This window comes from Acinetobacter populi, assembly GCF_002174125.1.
Classification (GTDB): domain Bacteria; phylum Pseudomonadota; class Gammaproteobacteria; order Pseudomonadales; family Moraxellaceae; genus Acinetobacter; species Acinetobacter populi.
This window is the reverse complement of the sequence record NZ_NEXX01000001.1, coordinates 116,182-132,188: the sequence shown is the minus strand read 5'-3', so window position 1 is coordinate 132,188 and position 16,007 is coordinate 116,182. Positions and strand designations below refer to the sequence as shown.

General features: G+C 41.3%; 8 protein-coding genes. 4 read left to right on the top strand and 4 right to left on the bottom strand.

Features of this window, described 5'->3' with window-relative positions; translation table 11 throughout:
• Positions 1-59 precede the first annotated feature (59 nt).
• From CAP51_RS00535 to CAP51_RS00525, 3 genes are all read left to right on the top strand, one after another.
• Positions 60-1,202 carry a helix-turn-helix transcriptional regulator gene (locus CAP51_RS00535; protein WP_087618770.1) on the top strand — a complete coding sequence of 381 codons (1,143 nt, stop codon included), beginning with the start codon at positions 60-62 and terminating at the stop codon, positions 1,200-1,202.
• Between the two features lie 97 nt (positions 1,203-1,299).
• Positions 1,300-4,278, top strand: a complete 2,979-nt coding sequence (locus CAP51_RS00530) for an ESPR-type extended signal peptide-containing protein (RefSeq protein ID WP_087618769.1) — start codon at positions 1,300-1,302, stop codon at positions 4,276-4,278.
• Positions 4,279-4,497: 219 nt separating this feature from the next.
• Complete coding sequence (locus tag CAP51_RS00525; protein ID WP_087618768.1) at positions 4,498-8,256, top strand: ESPR-type extended signal peptide-containing protein; 3,759 nt, start codon at positions 4,498-4,500, stop codon at positions 8,254-8,256.
• A 180-nt stretch (positions 8,257-8,436) separates the two neighbouring features.
• Here the strand turns inward: CAP51_RS00525 and CAP51_RS00520 are convergent, their stop codons facing one another.
• Positions 8,437-9,357 (bottom strand): LysR family transcriptional regulator, encoded by a 921-nt coding sequence (locus CAP51_RS00520; protein ID WP_087618767.1) that lies wholly within the window; start codon positions 9,355-9,357, stop codon positions 8,437-8,439.
• 91 nt (positions 9,358-9,448) lie between these two features.
• Here CAP51_RS00520 and metE point away from each other — a divergent pair, with 91 nt between their 5' ends.
• On the top strand, positions 9,449-11,797 hold the full coding sequence (gene metE / locus CAP51_RS00515) for a 5-methyltetrahydropteroyltriglutamate--homocysteine S-methyltransferase (protein ID WP_245809044.1): 2,349 nt from the start codon (positions 9,449-9,451) through the stop codon (positions 11,795-11,797).
• Positions 11,798-11,860: 63 nt separating this feature from the next.
• Here the strand turns inward: metE and CAP51_RS00510 are convergent, their stop codons facing one another.
• From CAP51_RS00510 to glnD, 3 genes are all read right to left on the bottom strand, one after another.
• Entirely contained in the window at positions 11,861-12,004 is a 144-nt protein-coding gene (locus CAP51_RS00510; protein WP_087618766.1) for a CcdB family protein, read from the bottom strand.
• Between the two features lie 112 nt (positions 12,005-12,116).
• Positions 12,117-13,286, bottom strand: coding sequence for a succinyldiaminopimelate transaminase (gene dapC, locus CAP51_RS00505; RefSeq protein ID WP_087618765.1), 1,170 nt, complete (start codon positions 13,284-13,286; stop codon positions 12,117-12,119).
• Between the two features lie 59 nt (positions 13,287-13,345).
• The gene (gene glnD, locus CAP51_RS00500) at positions 13,346-16,003 is read right to left on the bottom strand and encodes a [protein-PII] uridylyltransferase (RefSeq protein WP_087618764.1); all 2,658 of its coding nucleotides are present in this window, start codon (positions 16,001-16,003) and stop codon (positions 13,346-13,348) included.
• Between the last annotated feature and the right edge of the window lie 4 nt (positions 16,004-16,007).

Here is a 16,007-nt window from a genome sequence, read left to right as displayed (position 1 = left end):
TATAAATATATCGATAAGGAAAAAATAATAACGCTGACCCAATTGCCAAGGGGAAATTGATGTCTGATATGCTATGCGAAAAACGCGTGTTAGATCTACAACATCAATTATTTGATGCTGCATCTGCATTGTTGCCTTGGAAAGATGTAATTTTAAAAATACAGGATATCTTTTCAGGGTCTGCCGCCTGTTTTTGTTATGAATATGAGAATAATACAACACAGGTCATTGCAGGGAATTGTGATCCTTATTATGCGGATTTATATCAACATGAAATTGTATCGCATAATATTTTATGGCGCTCAATGCAACAGGACAAGATTGGCACAATTTATACCGATCAAATGATTCTGCCGAAACAGCAATTTAAGAATTCTATATTTTATAATGAATGGTATCGTCCACAGGATGAACATAGTGCATTAAATATTAAAGTTGCAGAAAATCAGCAAGGTTCTGGCTATTTTGTAATTAATCGTGGCGGGTTGCAACCCGATTTTGACCAGATAGATTTACAAAAAATGCAATATATTGCACCGATATTGGTACAGGCGGCAAAGTTGCGACAGCAATTTGGTGAATTATTGTTGACACAAAAAGGGCAAAATTTTGATCATGCCAATATTGGTTTTGTTTTAACCACAGCACAGGGTAAATTATTATATGCTAATCAACTTGCAGAGCGATTTTTAACGTTAGCTAATTCACCTATTTGGATAAAGAAAGGTCATATCACGACGGTTATTGCACAGCAACAAAAACAATTGCATCAGTTTATGTTGAATGTGAGTCGAATACATCATGTATTGGTGGGTAACCAAGAGCTTATTTTAAGCAATCCATTGATGCCTTTATTAAAATTTGTGGTGTCAGTTGTTCCGGTTTATGACCAACAGACATTATCTTTACCTGTGAATCATAGTGTGGTGGGAATATTTATTCGACAATTGGGTTTTGATCAAACCATGTCTAATCATTTAAAAATACAACAGTTATTAGGACTGAGTCCCAAAGAGGCATTAATTGCGAGTTATTTATTGAATGGGCAATCGCTAAAAGAAGCCGCAATGCAAGAAGAGATCAGTATTACCACCGCTAGAACACATCTGGCTCGAATTTTTAGAAAAACCAACACCTATAATCAGAATCAACTCATTGCCCTATTGGTACAAATCCTGTCTTTGTCCTGTTTTTCATCATAAAAATTTAGATTTGTGCATTTTGTCATTCATTTAGAGGACATACAAAGCGTTTTTTTTCAGGTGCAATAACGGTAAATATCTAAATGAGAATTTACCCATGAATCGTATTTTTAAAACAATATGGAATAAAACATTAGGTTGTATGGTGGTGGCATCAGAGCTTGCTAAAAGTGGTCATGCTACTGCTCATTCAAAGACAACGGTGATTCCTGCTACATCATCTATAGCACCCATTTTTAAGTTGTCTATATTTGTACTGGCACTGTCGGGAGTGATTGCAAATAGTGTGGTTTGGGCAAGTACTTGTACGTTAAATGGTGGTGGTAATGGGGGAAGTGTTGCCAATACTGGCTTTTCTATTGCTTGTGGCCATTCAAACAATATATCAGGCGCTTTTGGAAGTGCAATCGGTGTAAATAATAATGCAGCAGGTGAATCAAGTAATGCAATAGGTTTTGGTAATAAAGCGGAAAATAAATCAAGTAATGCGATAGGTGTTGGTAATACTGCAGAAAGTGCGGCAAGTAATGCGATAGGTTACTCTAATAAAGCAACTGGGGTTTTTAGTAATGCGATAGGCGCTAGTAATGAAGCATCAGGTAGCGAGAGTAGTTCTATAGGTACGAATAATAAAGCATCAGTTCACTTGAGTAATGCGATAGGTTCTTATAATAAAGCAGAAAATGAGGCAAGTAATGCGATAGGTTATTCTAATGAAGTATCTGGTTATGCTGGTAATGCCGTTGGTTATGCAAATAAAGCCTTAGGTCGAGATAGTAATGCTTTTGGTTCTGGAAATACAGCATCAAGGGATGCCAGTAGTGCATTAGGTTATAGCAATGAGGCTGGAAAAAATAGTAGTGCAGTGGGGTTTAGGAACAAAGCGTCAAATGAAGCAAGTGCAGTAGGGTATGTCAATACAGCATCAGGTTTTCAGAGTAGTGCTTTGGGCAATATAAATATGGCGGTGGGTGTAGCAAGTAATGCCGTGGGTTCTTTTAATCTGGCATCAGAGGATTACAGTAGTGCATTAGGTTATAGCAATAAGGTATCCGAGGCAAGAAGTAATGCTGTAGGTTATATGAATGAGGCATTAGGGGAAAGAAATAGTGCTGTTGGATATAACAATAAAACTTTCGATGAATTAAGCAGTGCATTGGGTGCAAATAATACAGCAGAAAGTACTAATAGTAGTGCTGTGGGTTATCAAAATACTGCATCAGGTTCAGGCAGTAATGCCTTTGGTGCAGCGAATCAGGCGAGTGGAGATGGTAGTAGTGCCTTAGGGTCTGAAAATACCGCATCAGGAATAGAAAGTAGTGCGATGGGTTTTGGCAATATAGCATCAGGTGGCTATAGTAGTGCAATAGGTTATGGCAATACGGCATTAGCAGACGAAAGTATCGCAATAGGTTATCAAAGTGAAGCACAAGCTATAGGAAGTACCGCAATCGGTTATCAGGCGATTGCAGATCGTGAATATACCCTTTCGGTGGGTTCGGTAGGGAATGAACGTCAGATCACCCATGTTGCCGCAGGTGTATTTGATACTGATGCCGTCAATCTATCCCAAATAAAAATGCTAACAAATGGCTTTGGGGGTGGAGCAAACTTTAATAATGGTGTATTTACTGCTCCCACCTATGTGATTCAGAATAATAATTATCAGAATATTGGCAGTGCCTTTACTGCTGTAGATAGTAAATTGACAAGTTTAGATAGCCGTTTGACTACAGTAGAAAATAATGCTGGCGGTGGTCAGGGCGCACAGGGGGATAGTGCGTATCAGGTTGCGGTGAATAATGGTTTTGCAGGCACAGAACCAGAATGGTTGACTTCACTTAAAGGTGAGCAAGGCTTACAGGGTCTAAAAGGAGATCAGGGCGATAAAGGTGACAAAGGTGATCAAGGAATAGCAGGGTTAAATGGCAAAGATGGTGCAAAAGGAGATAAAGGTGACAAGGGTGATCAAGGGTTACAAGGTTTAAAAGGGGATAAAGGCGAACAAGGATTGCAGGGCTTACAAGGCGATCAGGGGTTAAAAGGTGATCAAGGCTTGCAGGGTTTAAATGGACTCAATGGTCAGGATGGTAAAGACGGGCTTGATGGTTTAAATGGCAAAGATGGCGCAAAAGGAGATAAAGGTGACAAGGGTGATCAAGGAATAGCAGGGTTAAATGGCAAAGATGGTGCAAAAGGTGATCAGGGTTTAGAGGGCAAGAGTACCTTTGAAATTGCAGTGCAAAATGGTTTTCAGGGAACTGAACAACAATGGCTTGATAGTCAAACCAATCCTTATCTTGCAATTCAATCTAATATTTCAAAAACGCAAAGCAAGCCACAAGCGACAGGAACAGATGCGATTGCACTTGGCGCGGGAGCAATTGCTCAGGGTAACCAATCGATCAGTATCGGTGTTGGTAATAAAGTGACAGGTCATAATGCAGGCGCAATTGGCGATCCGAATATGGTCAGTGGTAATGATAGTTATGCAGTGGGGAATAATAATAGCGTTGCAGGGGATAACACATTTGTACTCGGAAATAACATTAATACTCAAGCTAAGAACGCTGTAGTACTTGGCAATAATTCTACATCAAACCGTGATAATACTGTTTCGGTGGGTGCTGTTGATAGTGAACGCCAAATTATCCATGTTGCAGCAGGCACACAGGACACCGATGCAGTCAATGTAAAACAGATGAAAGATGCGGATACTGCAACTTTAAAATCAGCTCAGAGTTATGCCGATCATGGTAATGCCACAACTTTACAAAGTGCACAACGTTATACGGATAGTCGTATTAATCACCTTAATCAGAACTTTAAGGAGTTTAAACAAGATACTTATGCGGCCGTAGCATCCAGTATAGCAATTGCTTCTTTACCTCAACCAAGTAGTGCAGGATATAAAATGGTCAGTATAGGTGCTGGTACATGGAAAGGTGAGCAAGGTATTTCTATTGGTGTGAGTGGTGTTACAGAGAATAATAAATTTATTTTCAAAGCTGCAAGTACTGCCAATACTCAGGGGGATTTTGGAGGGGGGGCCTCTATTGGCTGGCAATGGAAATAGATTGAAGAGGCCTTGTTAGCTTGTGGTAACAAGGCTTGTATGTTAGAGAATCGCTTTGTTTAAATCAGTTCAATGTGCTTATTAATAAAACATCGTCATTAGTCTTATTTTAGTCGAAATTTATCTTCAAATATTTATGTTTTGTCATTCATTTAGAGGACATACAAAGCATTTTTTTTCAGGTGCAATAACAGTAAATATCTAAATGAGAATTTACCAATGAATCGTATCTTTAAAACAATATGGAATAAAACGTTGGGTTGTATGGTGGTGGCATCAGAGCTTGCCAAAAGTGGTCATACTACTGTCTGTTCAAAGACAACCGTGATTCCAGTTACATCCTTCACAGCCCCCATTTTGAAGCTATCTGTAATGGTGGTGGCACTGTCAGGAGTTATGGGGAGTCGTGTGGCGTGGGCAGATACCTGTACTTTAGATAGTGGTAATGGAGCGAGTACAGCGGGTTTAGGTGCATTTGCTTGTGGTATGAGCAATGAAGCATCAGGGCTTTTGGGTAGTGCAGTGGGTGCTGGCAATGAAGCATCAGGAAATGCCAGTAGTGCGTTAGGTTATAGCAATGAGGCAGGAAGATATAGTAGTGCAGTGGGCTTTATGAACAAAGCATCAAATGAATCAAGTGCATTGGGTTATAAAAATTTCGCATCAGGTTTTCAGAGTAGTGCTTTGGGCAATATAAATATGGCGGTGGGTGTAGCAAGTAATGCATTTGGTGCTAATAATCAGGCGAGTGGAGATGGCAGTAGTGCCTTGGGTTATAGCAATAAGGTATCCGAAGCAAGAAGTAGTGCTGTGGGTTATATAAATGAAGCATCAGGAGGAAGAAATAGTGCCATAGGCTATAACAATAAAACTTCCGATGAATTAAGCAGTGCATTGGGGGCAAATAATATAGCAGAAAGTACCAATAGTAGTGCAGTAGGTTATCAAAATACTGCATCAGGTTCTGGTAGTAATGCATTTGGTGCTAATAATCTGGCAAATGGTAATCGAAGTAGTGCGTTAGGCAGTGAGAATAAAGCATCAGGTCTAGAAAGTAGTGCAGTGGGTTTTGAAAATAGCGCATCAGGTCATTATAGCAGTGCGATTGGTTATTTGAATACATCTTTCGGCAATGGAAGTAATGCAGTAGGGATAGCCAATCGTGCCTTAAATAATCGTTCTAGTGCATTGGGTAGTTTTAATGCGGCGGTTGGTTCAGGCTCGGCAGCAGTAGGGAGTGCATCTGGTCAGATAGTTAGTGTCATTTACGACGATATCAATGATCCTCACAGTATCATTACGCATGTAAATGGTATTGCTGTCACTGCAACGGGAGAGAGTCTGGAGGATATTACTCATATTCAGGGTTTGGAAATAGATGCGACACAGCGAGAAGCATTTATCTATGCGATTGAAAATGGCGGTAATGTTGCTTTTGGATCGAATAGTAGTGCGTTAGGTGTAGAAAACAATGCTATTGGTCATACAGCGAGTGCCGTAGGTTATGGTAATAAAGCATCAGGTGAGAGTAGCAGTACAGTTGGTTATTGGAATACGGCATCAGCCACAGCAAGTACTGCCTTAGGTTATCAAAATGATGTATCGGGCGAAGCATCCAGTGCAGTCGGTAAAAATAATAGTGTGCTTGCTGAAAACAGCAGTGCTATAGGGAATCATAACCATACTGCTGGTCAGCAAAGCACAGTGCTTGGTAATCAGAATAATGTGCTGGCAGATTCAGCTGCTGCAATTGGTATTGGCAATCGGATTACAGGTGAATTTGGTAGTGCATTGGGAATTGGCAATCATGTTTTTTCTAATGGTGCCAGTGCAGTGGGTAATCATAATATTGCTTTCGCTGAAAGTTCGGTTGCAGTAGGGAGTGCTTCTGGACAGCCACCTCAATTGACGATTGAAAATGATGTGTTAATTGCAGTAAATGGTATTCCAGTGACTGCAACAAGTAATGATATTTTTAGCATTACTCATGTTAATGGTGTTGCTTTGGATTATACCCAGCGTGGCATTCTGATCAATGAATTGACTCAGGGTGCAAATGTGGCATTGGCAAAAAATAGTAGTGTATTTGGTGTGCAAAGTGCAGCAATTGCTGAAAACAGTACTGCCATTGGTTATGCTGCTGTGGCAGATCGGACCAATACTGTTTCAGTGGGGAAAGCTGGTGCAGAAAAACAAATTGCCAATGTTGCCGCAGGTGTATTTGATACTGATGCAGTCAATCTGTCCCAAATCAAAATGCTAACAAATGGCTTTGGTGGTGGAGCAAACTTTAATAATGGTGTATTTACTGCCCCCACCTATGTAATTCAGAATAATAATTATCAAAATGTTGGCAGTGCCTTTACTGCTGTAGATAGTAAATTGACAAGTTTAGATAGCCGTTTGACTACAGTAGAAAATAATGCTGGCGGTGGTCTGGGAGTACAGGGGGATAGTGCGTATCAGGTTGCAGTGAATAATGGTTTTGCAGGCACAGAATTAGAATGGTTGACTTCACTTAAAGGTGAGCAAGGCGCAAAAGGAGATAATGGAGATCAAGGCGAACAGGGATTACAAGGTTTAAAAGGCGATAAGGGTGATAAAGGAGATACAGGTTTAAATGGACTCAATGGTAAAGATGGGATTGATGGTTTAAATGGTCAAGATGGCGCTAAAGGAGATAAAGGAGATCAAGGCGAACAGGGATTACAAGGTTTAAAAGGCGATAAGGGCGATAAAGGAGATGCAGGTTTAAATGGACTCAATGGTAAAGATGGCGCAAAAGGAGATAAGGGAGATCGGGGCGAACAGGGATTACAAGGTTTAAAAGGTGATAAGGGCGATAAAGGAGATACAGGTTTAAATGGACTTAATGGTCAGGATGGTAAAGATGCGTTTAAACTTGCATTGGAAAAAGGATTTAATGGGACAGAACAGGAGTGGCTGGATTCACTTAATGGTACAGGAGATCATCCGTATTTTGCTGTACAAAACGATGTGAATAACGATGAAACTCAACATGCACAAGCACAAGGCGAAGCATCTATTGCAATTGGTCAAAGCATAGTTGCCACTGGTAAACAGTCCATCAGCATTGGTCAGGACAATGCAGTCTCAGGTGACCATTCTGTTGGGATCGGTGATACCAGTATAGTGACTGCAAATAACAGTTCTAGCCTTGGTCATCATAATATAGTTTCAGCTGATAATAGTGTTGTAATAGGGAGTAATATTACGATAACTGCTGATAATAGTGTGGTATTGGGAAATGGGGCAGCAACAGATCGTGATTATACAGTGTCTGTCGGTACAACTGATCAGGAACGTCAGATTATTCATGTCAAGGCAGGTACGGCAGATACTGATGCTATCAATGTTAAACAACTAACAGAGGGGAATGCGCTTACACTCAGTGCAGCGAAAACCTATACTGATACCACTGTCATAACACTACGTAGTGAAGCAGCAATAGAAACTGTACGGGTGAATCAGGCAATTATTGATGGTGATGTTGCGACATTAACCCATGCTAAAACTTATACTGATCAAAGAGAAATAGCGGTACGTTCAGATCTCATTGCTGCCGATCAAGTGATTTTGGAACAAGCAAAAACACATGCATCACAGCAAAGTGAGGTTGCAGTGAGCAAAGCACAAAGTTATACAGATAGTAAAGTGAATGCATTAAGTGAAAACTTAACGCAATATCAACGTCAAGTAGATGCACGTTTTTATGAACAGGATAAAAAAATTAATCAGCTTGGCGCAATTGGTGGGGCATTGAATGGAATGTCTATGAATGCGGCAAGTTTATCCGGACGAAACCGGGTTGCAGTCGGTTTAGGGTCTCAACGTGGTGAACAAGCTGTTGCAGTGGGTTATCAGATTGTTCCTACTGCAAATACCAGTGCTTCACTGGGAGCTGCTTTTGCCAGTGATCAGCAGACGATTAGCGCAGGTTTTGGTTTTAGTTGGTGATGTTCTTTACTTTTAGATTTGGCTTGAAGGTTTAATATGAACGAAGGGATTTAGCCATTAACATAGTGCATATTGGCTAAATCCCGGAATTTTCATTATAGTCAAAGGTGAGGTGCGATGTATGATAACTTGTACTAGCTCAAACCTGATCTGACAGTTATCGATATTTTATTAATGTATCTAGTCAGAATAATAACTTTGCCGTTTATTGGAAAATTTCTGTAATTGTTTTAAGAAACCGTGGAAATAATCTTTGTCTTTATCTTCTGTTCTAAACCCTGCATATAAAGTTCTGCGTAAACCTTCAGGAGAGATACAGTCCAGACGACGACTGGTGACCCAGCCTTTTTGTTCATATTCATACACCACCCAATCCGGTAAAGCCGAAATTCCCCGACCACTGGCGACCAGTTGAATCAGCATTTGTGTCAATTCTGTGGTGCGAATCTGTTTCGGCTGAATATTCGCAGGAATGAATACATGGGCCATGATGTCCAGACGGTGTTTATCTACGGGATAAGTGATTAAAGTTTCTTCTGCCAGTTTTTCAATTGTAAGGTGCTCATCTCGTACCAGTGCATGTGTGTTTGATAAGACCAGACGAGATTCATATTGAAAAATAGGAAAGTATTCAATGCCTTTAAGTGCAATCGGATCGGCAGTAATCAGTAAATCAAATTCTGAATTTTGTAATAATTCATGCGGGTTCATTTCAAAACCGGAAGCAAAATCCAGATCGACATCAGGATATTGCTGGCGATATTGATTGAGCAGCGGCATCAACCAGTCAAAGCAGCTATGACATTCCGAAGAAAAAATAATTCGCCCGGTTTGACCATGTACCAATCTCACAATATCGGATTGAGCCAACTGAACTTGCGGCAGAATATCATCAGCCAGCTTGAGTAAACGCAGACCGACATTGGAAAATTGTAAAGGACGACTCCGCCGATTGACAATTTCTACGTCATACCAGTGCTCAAGTTCTTTGAGTTGATGTGAGATGGCAGAAGGCGTCAGGTTTAAATCTGCTGCGGCAGAAACCAGTGAACCATGTTCGCGCAAAGCTTGTAATGTTCTAAGGTGGCGGAGTTCCAGCATATAAATACATAATTTGTGAATATAATTCAATATAACATGAAAATAATGAGTTTGCTTCAAAATGAATTTTATTTGATTATTGTTCTATCAAATGAATTTTATTAATTTTAATATTGAGGCAGATCTGATGGGTATTCAAACGCATATTTTGGGTTATCCCCGTATCGGTGTGAAACGTGAACTGAAGTTTGCTGAAGAAGCATATTGGAAAGGTGAAAGTACACAAGCGGAGTTTCTGGAACAAGCACAAGCAGTCGAAGTTGCAAATTGGCAAGCACAAGTGGATGCAGGGCTTTCATTACTGACTGTCGGTGATTTTGTTTTTTATGATGCGATTCTGACGCAAGCTGTACGTTTGGGCGTGATTCCAGCACGTTTTGCAGAAAGTGCAAAATTGAATCAGGTCGATCAGCAATTTTATCTAGCTCGGGGTCGTGCGCCAGGTTGTAGCGATGTGGCTGCACTGGAAATGACCAAATGGTTTGATACCAACTATCATTATTTAGTGCCAGAATTCACTTTAAATCAGGAATTTAATGCGGATTTCTCCGATTTATTGGCGCAAGTCGATCGTGCCAAAGCATTCAATCAGCCTTTAAAAGTAGTTGTTCCTGGTTTGCTGACATTCCTGTATTTATCGCGTATTGTCGATGGCAAAGCAGAAAAAGCAGCAACAGCCTGTGGTTGTGGTTCTGAACATACAGAAGCGGCAGCAGGCTATATTGCAAATCATGCCACATTAAAATTTATAGATGCTTTGGTACCTGTTTATACCAAGTTATTTGATGATTTAAAAGCCCGTGGTGTGGATTATATACAGGTTGATGAACCCATTTTAGTGCTTGATCTTGCCCCAGAATGGCAAGCTGCATTTGAACGTACCTATAATTTATTACAACGTCGTGATGGTTTAAAGCTGATCATCAGCACTTATTTTGAAACCTTGGGTGAAAATTTAAATCTTGCAGTGAATTTACCCGTTGCAGGCTTACACATTGACATTACCCGTGAAAAAGCAGGCGAATTTTTCTGGAAAAAAGTCATTGACCAGTTACCTGCGCATAAAATCCTGTCATTGGGCTTAATCAATGGTCGTAGTGTCTGGGCAAGTGATTTGGTACAACTGAATGATATCATTGCCACAGCGAAAAAATCTTTAGGTGAGCGTTTATGGTTGTCTACAGGTAGCTCATTACTCCATGTACCTGTGGATTTACGTTCTGAGCAAGTGCCTGCGGAAATTGAGGGTAAGTTGGCATTTGCCCGTCAAAAGCTGGATGAATTGGTGGCATTAGCCAATGGCAATATTAGCGGAAATCCAGCATTAAACTTTGCTTCACAGGCAGCGTTTGACTTACAGGGGCAGGCACGTCAGGAATCATTTACTGAGCGTTATGCAGCACAACAGGCAAAATTTAACTTCCCATTATTGCCAACCACAACTATCGGTTCATTCCCACAAACTGCGGAAATTCGTGCCGCGCGTGCAGCATGGAATAAAGGCAATTTGTCTGATGCCGACTATGAAGTAGCAATGAAAAAAGAAATCGCCTATGCCATTGAGCAACAGGAACAGCTTGATATCGATGTGTTTGTGCATGGCGAAGCAGAACGTACCGATATGGTGGAATACTTTGCAGGTTTATTGGATGGTTTCTGGTTGTCTAAATTTGGCTGGGTACAATCTTATGGCTCGCGTTGTGTCCGTCCACCGATCATTGTTGGTGATATCACGCGTCCAAATGCAATGACAGTAAAATGGATTACTTATGCCAATTCCTTAACCGACAAAATCGTAAAAGGCATGTTGACAGGTCCTGTTACCATTTTGAACTGGTCATTTCCACCCGCACATCGTAGCCGTCGTGAAGTGTGCTTGCAGTTGGCAGAAGCGATTCGTCAGGAAGTATCCGATTTGCAAGATGCAGGCGTGGAAATTATCCAGATTGATGAAGCCGCATTCCGTGAAGCTTTACCGCTGCGTACCGCAGATCGTGCCGATTATTGGGACTGGACGGTGAAATCATTTAAACATTGCTCAAGCAGTGCCAAAGTGGATACACAGATTCATACTCATATGTGCTATTCAGATTTTAAAGATTGTTTACCGCAAATCACTGCGATGGATGCCGATGTGATCACGATTGAAACCTCACGTTCTGGTTTACAGTTACTCGAAGTGTTCCATCAACAAGGTTATCCAAATGCGATTGGACCGGGTGTATATGATATTCATAGTCCACGGACGCCAAGCGCAGATAATATGCGTGTAGTGATTGATGGTGCATTAAAAACCGTTCCTGCCGAACGCCTTTGGGTGAATCCAGACTGTGGTTTAAAAACCCGTAACTGGGATGAAACCCGTGCAGCATTGAGCGAAATGGTGAAAATGGCAAAAACAGTACGTGCGGAATTAGAAGCTAAAAAAGCCACTGTATAAGCTCAAAAATAATAATATCCAGTTTAGCGCGCCGTATCATTCGTGATGCGGTTTTTTTTATGATTATATACCGCTAATTAAAAAATCTAACGCATTGATAATGATTTCCCGATGTTGATCAAATACAGTTACGGAAGAACCAAGTTCTTTTTTTGAAATGCCTACCAATTGCGGTGTCATTAGAATATATTTTTGCTCCAATTGCATGTCCAAGATGCATATTTGAACGACTGAGCAAATGCACGATAATAATGATTTAAAAACGCATTACTTCCCAACAAGCAATGCGTTTAGATAGTTTCTTATACACAAAAAAGCATCAAAGAATCTGTTTTAAGCGTTTAATAACTTCTTCGCATTGTTCAATGCTTGCAACCAATGCCATACGCACATGGTTCTCGCCTGGATTTCCTTGATCTGTGGTGCGGGAAAGATAGCGACCCGGTAACACCTTGATGTTAGCTTCACTCAATAATTTTTTGGCAAAGGCTTCATCATCATTGACTTGTAACCAGTAATAAAAACCGGCATCTGGTTTCTTAAGCGGTAGTAAATTGCCTAATTCCTGCTGGAATAAATCAAATTTTTTCCGATAGGCTTTACGGTTTTCTTCAACATGCGTTTCATCATTCCATGCTGCAATCGAAGCAAGTTGATGCTGTACCGGCATGGCTGCACCGTGATAGGTACGATATTTAAGATAGGGTGCCAGTAGAGCGGCATCACCTGCGACAAAGCCGGAACGCATGCCAGGTAAATTGGAGCGCTTGGACAGAGAGTGAAAAACGATACAGTTTTTATAATCATCACGGCCAATTTCTGCACAGACTTCAAGCAAGCCCACGGGTGCCTGATCAAACCACAGTTCGGAATAGCATTCATCAGATGCAATAATAAAACCGTATTGATCCGACAATTGAATCAGCTTTTTAAAATCGTCTCTGGATAACACCGCGCCGGTTGGATTACCCGGTGTGCAGACAAACAGAATGGCGGTATTTTGCCAGACTTCACTGGGTACCTGATCAAAATCACCTTTATAATCATTGGCAATCGTGCAATTGACGAAATAGGGCTTGGCACCAGCAAGTAGCGCAGCACCTTCATAAATCTGATAAAAAGGATTTGGCATCACCACATAAGGGGTTTTGCTGCGATCAATCGATGCTTGTACAAAGGAAAAAATAGCCTCACGGGTGCCGCTGACCGGTAAAATCTGAGTTTCTGCATCAATGCTGTTGAGCTGAAAACGCTGTTTTAACCAGTTGGCAATGCTTTGGCGTAATTCGGGCAGGCCTTTGCTATTGGGATAGGTGGAAAGATGATTAAAATTTTCACTGATGACTGTTTTTACAAATTCAGGTGCAGGGTGCTTTGGCTCTCCGATTGAAAGGGGAATCAATGGCAAGTTTGCTGGCACAACATCGGCAAACAGTGCATTGAGTTTTTCAAAAGGATAAGGATGGAGTAACGCCAAATCTGGATTCATTGCAAACACTCTAGTTAAAAAATATGTTGGTTAAAAATACATTCATCAGTATGGGGGCATCATCCATGTTGAATGGTGACCCGATTCGATGCTTCATCTAATGCCAATTTCAATTTCTCGGCAAAATCACTGGATTCCTCTTCATTTAGCGGCATACCATCCTGTTTGGTGACGAAGAAAATATCTTCTGCTTTTTCACCGAGTGTGGCAATTCTCGCAGAATGAATATCTAGTCCTTGCATCATAAATAAACCGCCGACGCGCGCCAGTAAACCGGGTTGGTCAAGTGTGGAAATTTCCACCATATTCTGGTTTAAGGCATGATTCAGTCGGATATCCACGGTATTTTCGACTTCAAAATGACGAAGTTGTCGTGGAATAATACGTTGCATCACTCCAGGATATTGATCGGCATGGCGTAATGCCTGCACCAATGCACCAGTGACCTGATGTATGCGTTCCGGATCAGACATAATACTGCCAAGGCGATCATGAATCACATAGGTATCTAGTGAAAAGTTGGTGGCTGCTGTGATAATACGGGCGTCTTGTACATCCAGATTCATGCGATCCAGTACAGCAACCGTGGTGGCAAACAGGTTTGGTGTATCACGAGTGTAGATAAATAACTGTACCGCTTTACGATGTTCACGGATCAATACCAGTGGATCAGGATTGTCACCATGTCGTAGAATTGCGCTGGTATGCCAGACGATTTCATCAGCACTTTCTTTGAGGAAATAGTCATCGCCCAATTCTTGCCAGACTTCCTCAATTTCCGTGGTGGGGAATTCATCAGCCAGAATATCAATCGCTGCAAATTTGGTATCTTCGATCAACATTTGATGATCGACAGGACGGTCAATACCAGCACGAATAATTTCCCGTGCCTGTGAATAGAGTTGGCGTAACAGTGAGGCTTTCCAGTTGGTCCACAAGGTTGGGTTGGTGGCGTTGATATCGGCAACAGTAAGGCAATATAAATAATCCAGATGTTCCATGTCGCCCATCTGTTCGGCAAAACCCTGTACCACATCCGGATCGGAAATGTCTTTCTTCTGAGCAGTGAGTGACATGATCAGATGGTTACGGGTGAGCCACGCCACCATTTTTCCTTCACGTTCGGTCAAACCATGCTGACGGCAGAACTCAATGGCATCTTCTGCACCTAATTCACTATGATCGCCACCACGTCCTTTGGCAATATCGTGGAATAATGCTGCCAGATAAATAATATCTTTGCGGTTTAAACGCTGGAATACACTACTGACCATAGGATATTGCTTGCTAAACTCAGGTTCGGCAAAGCGGTTTAAGTTACGAATCAGCAATAAGGTATGTGCATCTACGGTATAAATATGGAAAAGGTCGTATTGCATCAAGCCCATGATTTGACCAAAGGCCGGAATATAATGTCCCAGTACACCATAGCGTTTCATTGCGACTAAAGTTTCGTATAGACGATATGGCGAGCGGATAATAGCCATAAATAAGGCTTGATGAACCGGATTATCCCGAAAGTTCTGATTAATTTTTTTGGCAGCCAGAATCAATAGACGTAAGGTTCTGGCACGAATGCCTTGAATATCAGTACGGTTTGCCATCAAATAAAAGACTTCCAGAATGGCGCTTGGACTTTCTGAAAATACTTTGTGATGGGTGACGGCAAGCTTGTCATCAACCAGTTTGAAATTCTGATTCAGATCGATAATTTTGCGTTCATAATCCGGCAAACGTGGGGTAATCACCGCTTCATTAAAATAATTGAGCAATAATTCATTCAGCGTGGAAACCGTCTGTGCAGTACGATAATAACGCTTCATAAATTGTTCGATGGCATGATTTGGGTGTTGACCTTCTTGGCGAACATAGCCCATTTTTGCTGCAATTTCACGTTGATAATCAAACAGCAGGCGATTTTCATCACGCTTTCTTAATCGATGCAAATGATGACGAATTTCCCATAGGAAGATTTCGGCTTCTTCTAATAAACCCAGTTCAAATTCACTGATAAAGCCTAAATGTACCAGATCATAAATCCGTTGCACCCGAAAGTGCCGTTTGGCAATCCAGCCAATTTGATTCATATCCCGTAAGCCACCGGGTGCATTTTTGATATCCGGTTCCAGATTGCTTTCGGTATTATTGTGTTGTTCGTGACGCTGGCGTTGTTCCTGCATTTTTGCATCAAAAAAGGTTTTATCCGACCAGCCTTCGGATACGATGCGGCGTGGCCATTTACTCAGGCTTTCTTTGCCAGTCAACAAGCGAGATTCGATGAGTGAGGTTGCAATGGTAAGATCGGCCTTGGCTTGCTCAAAACACGATTTTAAAGTGCGTACACTGATGCCTGGTTTAAAATTGCCAACATCCCATAGAGAAGAAACAAAGGTTTTGATTTTTTCTTCTGTTACGGGATCAATCTCATCTTCCGAAAGAATCAGGACATCGACATCGGAATACGGCAACATTTCCCGCCGACCATAGCCGCCTACGGCAAAAAGACCAAGGTCTGTCTGTTCCAGTCCGGCATTTTTCCATAAAAAACGCAAGACCAGATCAATCTGATTGGAACGTTCGGTGACAATTTCACGAATGGAGGTACCCGAATTAAAGGCTGCATCGAGTTGCTCTTCAATCAGGCTACGCCAGTCATTAATGCCTTTAAGATCCTGTCCTAAAGTGACGAAATCGGAAAGCGGGGCAAGCTTGGCCATATAC

What these genes read in the sequence shown, in the direction of transcription:
- metE (WP_245809044.1), top strand. Translation starts at nt 9,449, where the DNA reads ATGAATTTTATTAATTTTAATATTGAGGCAGATCTGATGGGTATTCAA.
- CAP51_RS00510 (WP_087618766.1), bottom strand. Translation starts at nt 12,004, where the DNA reads ATGCAATTGGAGCAAAAATATATTCTAATGACACCGCAATTGGTAGGC.
- glnD (WP_087618764.1), bottom strand. Translation starts at nt 16,003, where the DNA reads ATGGCCAAGCTTGCCCCGCTTTCCGATTTCGTCACTTTAGGACAGGAT.
- CAP51_RS00520 (WP_087618767.1), bottom strand. Translation starts at nt 9,357, where the DNA reads ATGCTGGAACTCCGCCACCTTAGAACATTACAAGCTTTGCGCGAACAT.
- CAP51_RS00525 (WP_087618768.1), top strand. Translation starts at nt 4,498, where the DNA reads ATGAATCGTATCTTTAAAACAATATGGAATAAAACGTTGGGTTGTATG.
- CAP51_RS00535 (WP_087618770.1), top strand. Translation starts at nt 60, where the DNA reads ATGTCTGATATGCTATGCGAAAAACGCGTGTTAGATCTACAACATCAA.
- dapC (WP_087618765.1), bottom strand. Translation starts at nt 13,286, where the DNA reads ATGAATCCAGATTTGGCGTTACTCCATCCTTATCCTTTTGAAAAACTC.
- CAP51_RS00530 (WP_087618769.1), top strand. Translation starts at nt 1,300, where the DNA reads ATGAATCGTATTTTTAAAACAATATGGAATAAAACATTAGGTTGTATG.